15 protein-coding genes are annotated in these 12,500 nt (G+C 65.4%); 8 read left to right on the plus strand and 7 right to left on the minus strand.

Features of this window, described 5'->3' with window-relative positions; genetic code table 11:
- Window positions 1–57 precede the first annotated feature (57 nt).
- A complete protein-coding gene (gene proC, locus KMZ68_RS21835) occupies window positions 58–822 on the plus strand; it encodes a pyrroline-5-carboxylate reductase (protein WP_249779662.1) in 765 nt (254 codons plus the stop codon).
- A 41-nt stretch (window positions 823–863) separates the two neighbouring features.
- On the opposite strand, the gene KMZ68_RS21840 is transcribed toward proC, so the two are convergent.
- From KMZ68_RS21840 to KMZ68_RS21855, 4 genes are all read right to left on the minus strand, one after another.
- Window positions 864–1,259 (minus strand): thioesterase family protein, encoded by a 396-nt coding sequence (locus KMZ68_RS21840; protein WP_215613219.1) that lies wholly within the window; start codon window positions 1,257–1,259, stop codon window positions 864–866.
- A gap of 163 nt (window positions 1,260–1,422) precedes the next feature.
- Window positions 1,423–1,626 (minus strand): tautomerase family protein, encoded by a 204-nt coding sequence (locus KMZ68_RS21845; RefSeq protein ID WP_025590867.1) that lies wholly within the window; start codon window positions 1,624–1,626, stop codon window positions 1,423–1,425.
- A gap of 149 nt (window positions 1,627–1,775) precedes the next feature.
- Complete coding sequence (gene hisS / locus KMZ68_RS21850; protein WP_215613220.1) at window positions 1,776–3,284, minus strand: histidine--tRNA ligase; 1,509 nt, start codon at window positions 3,282–3,284, stop codon at window positions 1,776–1,778.
- A gap of 260 nt (window positions 3,285–3,544) precedes the next feature.
- Entirely contained in the window at window positions 3,545–4,624 is a 1,080-nt protein-coding gene (locus KMZ68_RS21855) for a branched-chain amino acid aminotransferase (RefSeq protein ID WP_215603414.1), read from the minus strand.
- 397 nt (window positions 4,625–5,021) lie between these two features.
- Between KMZ68_RS21855 and KMZ68_RS21860 the strand changes: the two genes are divergently transcribed.
- The 3 genes from KMZ68_RS21860 to KMZ68_RS21870 are packed head-to-tail and all read left to right on the plus strand — an operon-like array spanning window position 5,022 to window position 7,714.
- Complete coding sequence (locus KMZ68_RS21860; protein ID WP_215613221.1) at window positions 5,022–5,582, plus strand: MarR family winged helix-turn-helix transcriptional regulator; 561 nt, start codon at window positions 5,022–5,024, stop codon at window positions 5,580–5,582.
- Complete coding sequence (locus tag KMZ68_RS21865; protein ID WP_215613222.1) at window positions 5,579–6,301, plus strand: response regulator; 723 nt, start codon at window positions 5,579–5,581, stop codon at window positions 6,299–6,301. Before KMZ68_RS21860 ends, KMZ68_RS21865 begins: the two co-directional genes overlap by 4 nt.
- A 24-nt stretch (window positions 6,302–6,325) precedes the next feature.
- Window positions 6,326–7,714: an ATP-binding protein gene (locus tag KMZ68_RS21870; RefSeq protein WP_215613223.1), complete on the plus strand. Its 1,389-nt coding sequence runs from the start codon at window positions 6,326–6,328 to the stop codon at window positions 7,712–7,714.
- Window positions 7,715–7,756: 42 nt separating this feature from the next.
- On the opposite strand, the gene KMZ68_RS21875 is transcribed toward KMZ68_RS21870, so the two are convergent.
- Window positions 7,757–8,302, minus strand: coding sequence for a DUF3617 domain-containing protein (locus tag KMZ68_RS21875; protein ID WP_215613224.1), 546 nt, complete (start codon window positions 8,300–8,302; stop codon window positions 7,757–7,759).
- A 43-nt stretch (window positions 8,303–8,345) separates the two neighbouring features.
- Window positions 8,346–8,651 carry a hypothetical protein gene (locus KMZ68_RS21880; protein ID WP_215613225.1) on the minus strand — a complete coding sequence of 102 codons (306 nt, stop codon included), beginning with the start codon at window positions 8,649–8,651 and terminating at the stop codon, window positions 8,346–8,348.
- Between the two features lie 166 nt (window positions 8,652–8,817).
- Between KMZ68_RS21880 and KMZ68_RS21885 the strand changes: the two genes are divergently transcribed.
- The 4 genes from KMZ68_RS21885 to KMZ68_RS21900 all read left to right on the plus strand — a co-directional run bounded on the left by KMZ68_RS21885 (window position 8,818) and on the right by KMZ68_RS21900 (window position 11,672).
- Entirely contained in the window at window positions 8,818–9,288 is a 471-nt protein-coding gene (locus KMZ68_RS21885) for a hypothetical protein (RefSeq protein WP_215603420.1), read from the plus strand.
- 129 nt (window positions 9,289–9,417) lie between these two features.
- Window positions 9,418–10,122, plus strand: coding sequence for a ribonuclease T2 family protein (locus KMZ68_RS21890; protein ID WP_215613226.1), 705 nt, complete (start codon window positions 9,418–9,420; stop codon window positions 10,120–10,122).
- 187 nt (window positions 10,123–10,309) lie between these two features.
- Complete coding sequence (locus KMZ68_RS21895) at window positions 10,310–11,170, plus strand: 23S rRNA (adenine(2030)-N(6))-methyltransferase RlmJ (RefSeq protein ID WP_215613227.1); 861 nt, start codon at window positions 10,310–10,312, stop codon at window positions 11,168–11,170.
- A 289-nt stretch (window positions 11,171–11,459) separates the two neighbouring features.
- Window positions 11,460–11,672, plus strand: coding sequence for a cold-shock protein (locus KMZ68_RS21900; protein WP_027536987.1), 213 nt, complete (start codon window positions 11,460–11,462; stop codon window positions 11,670–11,672).
- Between the two features lie 200 nt (window positions 11,673–11,872).
- Here KMZ68_RS21900 and KMZ68_RS21905 read toward each other — a convergent pair whose 3' ends face one another.
- Window positions 11,873–12,496, minus strand: a complete 624-nt coding sequence (locus KMZ68_RS21905; protein WP_215613228.1) for an outer membrane protein — start codon at window positions 12,494–12,496, stop codon at window positions 11,873–11,875.
- Window positions 12,497–12,500 lie beyond the last annotated feature (4 nt).

Raw genomic sequence — 12,500 nt, forward strand, 5'->3', positions numbered from 1 at the left:
ACGAGTAACGCCTTGCAAGACATCGCCGGCACCATCGTGCTGGCCGGCGCCGGCAAGATGGGCGGCGCGATGCTGACGGGCTGGCTGGCGCGGGGACTCGATCCGAAGCGCGTGGCGGTGATCGAGCCCCATCCCTCCCCCGGGATCGGCGCGCTGGCGACCAAGGGCGTTCGGATCAATCCGTCGCCTGATGATATCGGCAGCGCCGCCACGCTGGTGATGGCGCTGAAGCCGCAGATGTTCCGCGAGGCCGGCCCGTCGCTGAAGCCGTTCGTCGGGCCATCGACGCTGCTGATCTCGATCATGGCGGGCACGACCATATCGGCGCTGCAGGAGGTTTGCGGCGGCAGCGTGGTGCGCGCGATGCCGAACACGCCGGCGGCGATCGGCCGCGGCATCACGGTGGCGGTGGCGGCAAACAATGTCAGCGCCGCGCAGCGCGCGGTCGCCGACGCGCTGCTGCGCGCCACCGGATCGGTGGAATGGGTCGACGACGAGGGCCTGATGGACGCGGTGACCGCGGTGTCCGGTTCCGGCCCGGCCTATATCTTCCTGCTCGCCGAGGAGTTGGCGCGCGCCGGCGTCGAAGCCGGCCTGCCGCAAGAGCTTGCCACCAAACTGGCGCGCGAAACCGTCGCCGGCTCCGGCGAGTTATTGCATCGCTCGGAAGATTCCTCCGCCACGCTGCGCAAGAACGTCACCTCGCCCGGCGGCACCACGGCGGCGGCGCTGGAAGTGCTGATGGGGCCTGACGGCCTGTGGCAGTTGATGATCCGCGCGGTCGCCGCGGCGACCAAGCGGTCGAAGGAGCTGGCGAAGTAATCTTCTGCCGGTCCTCATCCTGAGGAGCGCGGTGGATGCGGCTACTTCGCGCCCAAACGCTTATTAAAACTCTCGACATTGACGAGGCCGCGGGCGTGGCGGCCCTCGCCGATCTTGCGCTCGCCTTCGAAGGCTGCGACCTCGAAGCGGATGATGCGGCGCTCGACCGCGACCACCTTCGCCGTGGTCCGCACCGTGGCGCCGACCAGCGAAGCGGCAAGATGCCTGATATCGACCTCGGTGCCGACCGTGACCCAGCCCGGCTGAAGATGCCCGCGGATCGCGTCGCCCGAGGCCATTTCCATTTCCAGGATCATCATCGGGGTCGCATAGACCATCGGCATGTTAGGAACAAAATGCCCGACGGTGCGTTCCGGCGGCACCACGAGCGTGCGCTCGGCGCTCATGCCGATCCTGATGATGTCGCGTGCATCCATGGGGGAACTTTCCTTCCCCCTCTCCCCTTGTGGGAGAGGGTGGCTTCGCGAAGCGAAGACGGGTGAGGGGTCTGTCTCCGCGGATAGAGACCCCTCATCCGGCTCGCATCTAGCGATGCGAGCCACCTTCTCCCACAAGGGGAGAAGGAAGAGAGAGACAGCCCTACTTCTTCGCAGCAGCCGCGCGCTCGACGAAGGTCTTGCCGCCCTTCATCTTGTGGGCCAGCGGGGCTTCGTTGATCTGGATCACGACGGCGTCGGCGTCGACGCCGAGGTTCTTCACCAGCGCCTGGGTGATGTCGCGCATCATGCCGGCCTTCTGTTCGTCGGTGCGGCCGGCGGCCATGCTCACGGTGATCTCAGGCATTTGTTGTCTCTCCCTTTGTTTTTGCTATTCGCCAGACCGTCATTGCCGGGCATAGCCGTCCGAAGGACGGCGTCGCTTCCGCTCGCCTATGACCCGGCAATCCATCATTTGGAAGATGGATACGCGGGTCAAGCCCGCGTATGACGAAATCAGTTTCCCCACTTCACCTCGTGCCGCGCCAGCACTTCGCGCACCCTGGCGACGATGTCGCCTTCGGCGCAGGAAAACTGCGCCGGGCGGGTCTCGCGCCATTCCTGGTTGGAGGCGATCGCGGCGGCCGCCTTGGCGCCCTCGATCAGATCCTTGATCTGCACCTCGTCGCGCGCCTTCTCGTCCGAGCCCTGGATGATCACGCAAGGCGAGTTGCGCCGGTCGGCATATTTGAGCTGGTTGCCCATGTTCTTGGGGTTGCCGAGATAGAGCTCGGCGCGGATGCCGGCGTTGCGCAGCGTTGCAGCCATCTTCTGGTAATCGGCGACGCGGTCGCGGTCGAACACGGTGACGACCACCGGGCCGAACTCCGGCGCGGTGTCGAGCTTGCCCAGCATGGTGAGCGCGGCCTGCAGCCGCGACACCCCGATGGAAAAGCCGGTCGCCGGCACCGGCTCGCCGCGAAAGCGCGAGACGAGGCCATCATAACGGCCGCCGCCGCCGACCGAACCGAAGCGAACGGGACGGCCTTTTTCGTCGCGGGTGTCGAGCGTGAGTTCGGCCTCGTAGACCGGGCCGGTGTAATATTCGAGACCGCGGACCACGGAGGGATCGATGCGGATACGATCCGGACCGTAGCCCGAGGCGACGATGAGATTCGAAATATCGGTCAGTTCCGCGCGCGCCTTCTGAACCGTCTCCGACTCGAACAGATAACGAAAAGCGGTATCTTCCGCCTTGCCCGGATCGCCGAAGCAGGTCGCGATCGCGTGTGCATCGGACTCACTCAGGCCAGCGCCCTTGGTGAAGTCACCCTTGCCTTCCTCGCCTCCGTCCCATCGCCCGGGGCCGAGCAGCTTTTCCACTTCCGCGATCGGAAACTTGTCGAGCTTGTCGACGGCGCGCAGCACGATCAGCCGCCGCCCCGCATGCTCGTCGCCGCCGAGCCCGATCGACTCCATCACGCCGTCGAGCACCTTGCGGTTGTTCACCCGCACCACATAGCTGCCGCGGGGAATGCCGAGCGCTTCCATGGTGTCGGCGGCCATCATGCACATTTCGGCGTCGGCCGCCGGAGATGCGCTGCCCACCGTGTCGGCGTCGAACTGCATGAACTGGCGGAAGCGGCCGGGGCCAGGCTTCTCGTTGCGATAGACGTAGCCCTCGCGGTAGCTGCGATAGGGTTTCGGCAGCGAATCAAAATTCTCGGCGACGTAGCGCGCCAGCGGCGCGGTCAGGTCGTAGCGGAGCGAGATCCATTGTTCGTCGTCGTCCTGGAACGAGAACACGCCCTCGTTCGGGCGGTCCTGGTCGGGCAGGAATTTGCCGAGCGCGTCGGTGAACTCCATCGCCGGGGTTTCCACCGGCTCGAAGCCGTAGCGCTCATAGACGTCGCGGATCTTGGCGAGCATCGCCCGCGTCGCTGCCATCTCGGCAGGGCCGCGATCGGCGAGCCCCCGGGGCAGGCGGGCTCTCAATTTCTGGGGTTTTTTGGGTTTTTCGGCCATGGGCGGGTTGGTACCAGCCGAGGCGCGATGCGGCAACCGTGGCTTCTTCCCTTCTTCCCTTGTGGGAGAAGGTGGCCATAGGCGGCCTTCGGCCGCCGTTCCTCAGGGAAGACGCCGATGCTTCGCATCGGGTATGCGCAGTCCGCGACGGATGAGGGGTTTGCGTCCGCGGAGAGGGGCACCCTCTCCCACAAGGGGAGAGGGGTAGAAAGCTCAGGCCGGCCCTCCCCCGAGCGGGAGAGGGAGAAGGAAACCGCCCGTCACAGCACCTTTCTGATCCAGTTGTGCGGATCGGCCGCGCGACCGTACTGGATGTCGACCAGCTGCTTGCGCAGCCCCATGGCGACGGGGCCGGCCGCGCCGCCGCTGATGAGAAAATCGCCGCTCGCGGAACACACCTTGCCGATCGGCGAGATGACAGCCGCTGTGCCGCAGGCGAAGGCCTCTTTCAGCTTGCCGCTGGCGGCATCAGCGCGCCACTGCTCGATCGTGTAGGCCTCCTCGCGCACGCGCGTGCCGGAATCCTTCGCGAGCGCGATAATCGAATCGCGGGTGATGCCCGGCAGGATCGTGCCGAGCGGCGGCGTCAGCAGCGAACCGTCGTCGAACACGAAGAAGACGTTCATGCCGCCGAGTTCCTCGATGTAGCGGCGCTCGACCGCATCGAGGAAAACCACCTGATCGCAGCCGTGATCGATGGCCTCGGCCTGCGCGCGCAGGCTCGCGGCGTAATTGCCGCCGCATTTGACGGCGCCGGTGCCGCCGATCGCGGCGCGCGTGTAGTTCTCCGACACCCAGATCGACACCGGCGCAGGTCCGCCCTTGAAATAGGACCCGACCGGCGAGGCGATGACGGCGAAGATGTATTCCTCGGAAGGCTTCACACCGAGGAAGACTTCACTCGCGATCATGAAGGGCCGCAGGTAGAGACTGCCCTCGCCGCCTGGGATCCAGGCGCGGTCGATGCGCACGAGCTGCTCGACCGCTTCGATGAACACAGGTTCGGGCAGCAGCGCCATCGCCATGCGCTCAGCCGAACTCCGGAAGCGCCGGGCATTGGCGTCGGGGCGGAACAGGTTCACGCCGCCGTCGTCGCGCTTGTAGGCCTTGAGGCCTTCGAAAATCTCCTGCGCATAGTGCACGACGGCTACGGCCGGATCGAGCGGGAAATGCGCACGTGCTTCGACGCACGCGTCATGCCAGCCCTTCGCGCGATTGTAGCGGACCACAGCCATGTGATCGGTGAAAACCCGGCCAAAGCCCGGGTCCGCGAGCTTTGCCGCGCGCTCCTTCTCGGACGCCGGATTCGTCGCAGGATGGATTTCGAACTTCAAACTCATTCCCTCGTTTCCCGCTGTCGGAACCGACGCTATTTCTGGCGTCGGCCTGGCTCTCCGGGCCTGCTCAAACGAAACTCCCATGGGCTCTCTCCCGGATTGACGCTGGTCTCGCGTCTGCGCCGTGGCGCTGTTAGTGACGCCTGGCCTCGAGCTGGCCGGCCTTGCGGCCGGCTCCCCGCCGGCACGTCCTTAGGACATGCTTTTGTGGAATGCGGAAGTCCAGTATGTTTGCCGAAATGCCGCTCGACAATCGTACGGTCAACAATTCACGGCCTTGTTCGCACTCGACCGCCACTTCAGGCCTTGTCCGGCCCCTTGGAACTGTACCGCGCACGATACGACTTAATATTTCGTCGCGGCTGACAGTTTTGTAACATTGAACCCAAGATACGTCAATATGGCTGACATAAATTTCTCAGCATCCTCTACCGACCCTGATTCGAGGGCCGGCGAAGCGCGGTCCCCCGCCCCGGGCCACGCCGATTTGCGCTGGGATATCATCGAGCTATTGTTCTTCGCCTACCGGGATTTCGTCGGCGACGCCGATCACGAATTGGAGGCGTTCGGTTTCGGGCGGGCGCATCACCGGGTGCTTCACTTTGTCCACCGCTATCCCGGGCTCAAGGTCGCCGATCTCCTCGACGTGCTGCGCATCACCAAGCAGTCGCTGGGGCGGGTTCTCAAGCAGCTGCTCGACGAAGGCTATATCGTGCAGCGGACCGGCAACAACGACCGGCGGCAGCGCCTGCTTTACGCCACCGCCAAGGGCGAGGCGCTGGTCGGCAAGCTCGCGGGATTGCAGACCGACCGCATCAACCGCGCGCTGCGGGACGTCACGCCCGAGGCCGCCGATGAGGTCCGCAAATTCCTGCGCGCGATGATCGATCGCGACGATCCCGACAAGGTGCTGGCGACGATTCTCGGCACCGGCAACGCAATTGCAAAGGACCAGGCGTGATCCAGGCTGCCACCCTCGCGCGGACACCGCCGAAACCGGCTGACGACGCCCCGCATCTGTTGCTGGTCGACGACGACCGCCGCATCCGCGATCTGTTGTCGCGCTTCCTCTGCGGCGAAGGCTACCGCGTCACCACGGCGATGAGCGCCAGCGACGCCCGCGCCAAGCTGCTCGGCCTGCATTTCGACCTGTTGATCCTCGACGTGATGATGCCCGGCGAAACCGGGTTCGATCTCGCCCGCTTCATCCGCACCTCGTCCTCGGTGCCGATCATCATGCTGACGGCGCGCCACGAGGCGGAAGCCCGCATCGAGGGCCTGCAGATCGGCGCCGACGATTACGTCGCCAAGCCGTTCGAGCCGCGCGAGCTGGTCCTGCGGATCGGCAATATCCTCAAGCGCACCGCGCCGCCGCCGGTGGAAACGCTGGAGCAGGTCGCGTTCGGACCCTACGTCTACCACCTCGACCGCGGCGAACTGCGCCAGGGCGAGGAGATCGTCCATCTCACCGATCGCGAACGCGAGATGCTGCGCATTCTCGCCAGCGCCCCGGGCGAGACCGTGCCGCGCAGCGCGCTCACCGGCGACGGCTCCGTCAACGAGCGCGCGGTCGACGTGCAGATCAACCGTCTCAGGCGCAAGATCGAAAAGGATCCGGCCAATCCCCTGTTCCTGCAGGCGGTGCGCGGCGTCGGCTATCGCCTGGTCGCTTCCCCTTGAGCCCTTTGCAGTGAAACCAGCCCGATGAGCACGCTCGACACCGGCCTGACGCTGATCCGCACCGCTTCGCGGCGCGTCTCCGCGGCCAATGGCTGGATGGGCAACGCGTTCAAGAGCTGGATGCCGACCGGGCTCTACGCCCGCGCGCTGCTGATCATGATCGTGCCGATGGTGGTGCTGCAGTCGGTGGTGGCGTTCGTGTTCATGGAGCGGCACTGGAACACGGTGACGCGGCGGCTCTCCGCCGCCGTCGTGGCCGATGTCGCCACGCTGATCGATGTCTACAAGGTCTATCCGCAGGACAAGGACCGCGCGCAGCTGCGGCGCATCGCCCAGCAACGGCTCGGGCTGGTGGTCGATTTCCTCCCGGTCGGCGACATGCCGCCGCCCGGCCCAAAACCGTTCTTCTCGCTGCTCGACCAGACGCTGTCGGTACAGCTCGGCCGGCAGATCGCAAAGCCGTTCTGGATCGACACCGTCGGCCGCTCCAACCTGGTAGAAATCCGCATTCAGCTCGACGACGCGGTGATGCGGATCTTTGCGCAGCGCAGCGCCGCCTATGCGTCAAATTCGGAGATCTTCATCTTCTGGATGCTGGGGACCTCGTCGATCCTGCTGATCGTCATGGTCTTGTTCCTGCGCAACCAGATCAAGCCGATCCTGCGGCTGGCGGATGCCGCCGAAAGTTTCGGCAAGGGCCGCGAGGCGCCGAACTTCCGGCCCCGCGGCGCGCGCGAAGTGCGCCGCGCGGCGCACGCCTTCCTGGAAATGAAAGCGCGCGTCGAGCGCTCGATTGAACAGCGCACCGCGATGCTGGCCGGCGTCAGCCACGACCTGCGCACCATCCTGACCCGCTTCAAACTGGAGCTGGCGCTGATCGGCGACAGTCCCGAGGTCGATGGCATGCGCAAGGATGTCGACGAGATGTCCGGCATGCTGGAGGCCTATCTGGCGTTCGCGCGCGGCGACAGCGGCGAACACGCGCAACCGACCGACATGGCGATGGCGCTGGAGGAATTGCGCAGCGACGCCGAGCGCAACGGCCACACCGCGACGGTATCGTTTCACGGCCTGCCTGTGGTGACGGTGAAGCCGGCGTCGTTCAAGCGCTGCCTCGCCAACCTTGTCTCCAACGCGGCAAGGCACGCCAGGACGATCGCGATCACCGGCCATCGCGACCACCGTTATCTCACCGTGACGATCGACGACGACGGGCCGGGCATTCCACCTGACATGCGCGAGGAGGTGTTCAAGCCGTTCCTGCGGCTCGACGACGCCCGCAACCAGGACGAGGGCGGCACCGGCTTGGGGCTGGCGATCGCCCGCGACATAGCGCGCTCGCATGGCGGCGACATCACCCTCGGCGACAGCCCGCTGGGCGGGTTACGCGCCACGGTGCGGGTGCCGGTTTAGTCCTCTTCTCCTTCTCCCCGCTTGCGGGGAGTCAGTTCCGGATTATTTCGGCAGCTGCTTCGGGATCATGCCCTTCAGCTTTTCCATGTCCGTGATGTTCATCTTGATGCCGCCGGGCATCACGATGTCGCCGGGCTTCTGGTCGGGCTTGCAGGCGCCCAGCCACTTCGCCTCGATCGTCGCGGTCGAATCGCGCGGCACGGCGGCGGGACCGCGATCGGTATGCGAGGTGGACTTGACGGTGTAGGCGGAATTGAAGTCGCCCGATATCTCGGCATGCGAGGTGATCGTCACGCCGGCGACGCTACAGACGGAATCGGTGACATAGCCGGTCGCGGTCTTCTGGATGTCCTGCTTCGAACACATCTCCTTCGACGCCGGCGAGAACGACGAACTCATTTCCTTGTCGGTGGCCGCGTCGGTGCAGTGCTGGATCGTCATCTCCGGCATCGGCGAGCCGGTCCGCAACGTCTTCATCTCCCACAGGCCCGCCTTGCGCACCGGCAATTCCGCCGCGCGCGCCTCGAACGCCGGCAGTGCGGCCAGCAGGCAGGAGCCCAGACAGAAGGCAAGCAGCTGTCGCGTCATGCTCCGCGCTCCCCGGCAGGTTTTGTCAGATCGGTAGTCCGGTTCAGTAGTTGGCGCGCACCGGCCCTCCGGCCGCGCCATATGGCAACCAGCGGCAGGCGAAGGAGATGTAGCCGCCCTCATCAGGCTGCACGGCGAGGAATTTCACCACCTTGCCGTAAAAGGCGCAGTGGTCGATCGCCCGCGCGCGAACATCCATCTGCGACGCCAGCGAATAGGCAACGATACCGCCGGTGTCGTTGCCCTTGATCGGCGGCACCCATTGGGCCTGCGCCGGCGCGCACGCCAGCATCCCGCACATGGCAATCCCGCACATGGCAACCAGGCTCGCGGCCCCGAACTTTCGCATCGCAGACTCCATTTGGCTGGAAGACACCTTAAGGCGCATCGGCCGCCATGAAAAGAACGGGTAACGGCCGAAGGCGCACTAATCGGCAGGTGTTGCCGCGTTGCACTTGACCTCGTGCGGGCTTCGCGGCACCGTCCCAGGCGTTGGAACATCCGGCGGATAGCCCATGCGCGACTTCTTCACATCCCTGAAACGACCCGCTCTCGGCACCGCGTTCGGCGTCATGCTGGGACTGTTGTCGTTTGGCCAGGCGGCCGAAGCCGCCAATCCGCTGGAGCTGAATTTCGGACTGTTCGGGCCGCGCTACGACGGACGGGTCAAGGAATGCACTGCCGCACTTGGTACCATCACCAACCAGTTCTGGGAGAAGGAAAGCACCTACTGGAACTCGTCGCTGCGGATCACCGCCTACGGCCAGGTCCATGAAACCGCGTTCCGGCCCTGGCAGTCCGACAACATTCCGCGCCGCTATTGCAGCGCCGACGTGATGCTGAGCGACGGCAAGATGCGGCAGGTGCACTACTCGATCATCGAAGACGGCGGCTTTGCCGGCTTCGGCCAGGGCGTCGAATGGTGCGTCACCGGGCTCGACCGCAACTGGGCCTATAATCCCAGCTGCAAGGCCGCCAAGCCCTGAGTCGGGCGCCCTTTCCGGGCCAACCTGACCTTCGCGAACAGCCTCGAAGCCGTCCTTCCTTATTTTGTTCTTGAAATGTTCCGATCGCCTGCTAGGCTCCCGGGCGGTTTCGGGTATGGGAGCGTCGCCATGTTTCGTCCTTCGCGGATTTGGATTTCGCAGGCATTGATCTCATTGGGCCTGTTCGCCGTGGCCGCCGCGATCGGCATCGCGGGACCGGCTTCGGCGCAGGATCGCCGTCAGAATGCCCCCGGCGAGTTCGATTTCTACGTGCTGTCGCTGTCCTGGTCGCCCTCCTACTGCGAGGAAGCGGCCGAGCGCGGCAACAGCGGGCGTTCGCAGCAAATCCAGTGCGGCCGGCCCTACGCCTTCGTGGTCCACGGGTTGTGGCCGCAATATGAGCGCGGCTTTCCCAACTACTGCCTGCGGCCGTCGCCGCGGCTCGATCGCAATATCATGAGGTCGATGCTGGATGTGATGCCGGCGCCCGGGCTGATCTTTGCCGAATGGGACAAGCACGGCACCTGCTCCGGGCTCGGCGCGCGGGCCTATTTCGAGACCATCCGCAAGGCCCGGGCCGCGGTGAAGATCCCGCCGGAATATCTCGAATTGGCCGCCGAGAAGACCCTGGCACCGGCCGAGGTCGAGGAAGCCTTCATCAAGGTCAATCCGGGCCTGAGCGCTTCGGCGATTGCGGTGGTCTGCGGCAAGAAGCGGCTCAGCGAGGTGCGCATCTGCATGAGCAAGGACCTGCAGTTCCGCGCCTGCGAGGAGACCGATCGCCGCGCCTGCCGCCGCGACGAGGTGGTGATGCCGCCGATGCGGGGCGGCTGATTTTCAACCGTCATGCCCGGCCATAGTAGTCTGCCTTGCGCAGACTGCGTAAACTTGTCTGCGACCCGGGCATCCACGTCTTCTTCTTTGGTCTTGTCAGCCAAAGGTGTGGATGGCCGGGACAAGCCCGGCCATGACGCGTAGAAGACGCCTGCATCTCCTCTCAGCGGGCGCCAGGTTTTCCCCCATGAACTACCGTCACGCCTTTCATGCCGGCTCGTTCGCCGACGTCATCAAGCACATCGTGCTGGTGCGGATGCTGACCTATCTGCAGGAAAAGCCGGCCGCGTTTCGCGTCATCGACACCCATGCCGGCGCCGGGGTCTACGATCTCACCTCCGAGGAAGCGCGCCGCGGCGGCGAGTGGACCACGGGAATTGCGCGCATCATGCAGGCGCGGTTCTCGGAAACGACCGCGCCGCTGATCAAGCCCTATCTCGACATCGTCAGGGCGTTCAACCCGCAGCGTGACCTCGTGGCCTATCCCGGCTCGCCGCTGATCGCGCGGGCGCTGCTGCGGCCGCAGGATCGGCTGACCGCCTGCGAGGTCGAACCGAAGGCGCGCAAGCGCCTGATCGAGGCGCTGCGGCGCGACACCCAGGCCCGGGTGGTCGACCTCGACGGCTGGATGGCGCTGCCGGCCTTCGTGCCGCCGAAGGAGCGGCGCGGGCTGATCTTGATCGACCCGCCCTTCGAGGCAAAGGACGAGTTCGAACGGCTGGCCGACGGCTTCGCCGGGGCCTTCGCGAAGTGGCCGACCGGCAGCTACCTGCTGTGGTATCCGGTGAAAAGCCGGCGCGCCACCGATGAGCTGGCGCGGCATGTCGCCGGGGTGGCCGCTTCTACCGCCCCGCCGGGAAAATGCCTGCGGCTGGAATTCAGCGTGGCGCCGCAGGTCGCGGGCGGCGGCCTGACCTCGACCGGCCTGTTGATGGTCAACCCGCCATGGACGCTGATGGGCGAGTTGAAGGCGATCCTTCCCGAGTTGGAAAAGCCGCTCGGCCAGGGCGGCGCCGGCCGCTTCCGGCTGGAGGTACCCAAACCGTAGTAAGCCCGAGGCCCCCGGGGCTGCGGCGGACGGCCACCCGCAATAGTCCGATCAGAACGGTAGGCAATTTGCCGGGAACTATATTATGCTCGCTCCTACAGGGACTGGCTTACGTTCCGCTTTCGCATATGGGAGCGGCGGAGTGACAAGGCCTCGTAGAATGCCAAGACGGATCGGCGTGACGGCCTAATCCGCAAGTGGCCAAGCTCTCCGGCAGCGAATGTCCGGTCGGGCCGTTGCGCGCGGGACGCGCCCAGCGGCGGGAGCAATGCGGGGGAGGAGTTTCCCGATGGCCATGACGGGTACGGTCAAGTTCTTCAACGGGGAACGTGGCTATGGCTTCATCAAGCCCGATGACGGCGGACGCGATGTATTCGTGCACATCACCGCAGTGGAGCGGGCCGGGTTGAAGGATCTGACCGAAGGACAGCGCATCACCTTCGAGGTCGAGCCGGACAAGAAGGGCAAGGGCCCGAAGGCGGTCAACCTCGTGATTTCCTAGCGCCGCGTTCAAAATCATTTTGACGAAATCGGGCGTGCCCGGGCCAAAGCGCCAACGGGTCCGCGCGTAGCGCGGCCCGATGACAGGCTCCGCGCGTCTTCGCGCAGATGACACGGGCAGCCAAACGCGCATTTTGAGACCGCAAAAAAATCCCGGCCGCTGCAAGCGGCCGGGAGGTTAAGGTGGTCCAGTTTTCTTGTTTAGAAGTGATAGTTCACGCCGGCGCGCACCAGGCCGAAGCGATAGCCGTTCGACGCCCCGGTGATGGTGAAGTTGGAGTTGGCGAGATCGACGTAGAGATATTCGATCTTGGCGCTCCAGTGCTGGGCGAGGCCGAACTCGGCGCCGGCGCCCACGGTCCAGCCGGCGTTGGTATGGGTCTCCGACAGCCCGAAGGTCTCGCCGCGCAATTCGCCGAACGCCAGACCGCCGGTGCCGAAGAACAGGATGTTGTTGAAGGCGTAGCCGACCCGGCCGCGCACGGTGCCGAACCATGGATTCGAGAATTTCCACGGCGCGAAGGTTTCATCGGCGCCGGTCGCCTGGATGTCGGCTTCGGCGCCGAACACCCATGGCCCGTTCTGCCAGTTGTAGCCGCCCTGCACGCCGCCCACGAAACCCGACGGCTTGGTCGGGTTGTTGTCGACCTTGCCCCAGGCATAGCCGATGTTGCCGCCGAGATAGGGGCCGGCCCAGCTATAGGCATTGAGCGGCTGGTTGACGGTATAGGGAGCCCGCGTTCCGTAATTCATGTCGGCCGCCTGCGCCGCCATGGTCCAGCCTGCGGCGACCAGCGCCACCGCGCCCGATACGAACTTCTTCATCGCA

This window comes from Bradyrhizobium sediminis (genome assembly GCF_018736105.1).
In the GTDB taxonomy this organism is placed as follows: domain Bacteria; phylum Pseudomonadota; class Alphaproteobacteria; order Rhizobiales; family Xanthobacteraceae; genus Bradyrhizobium.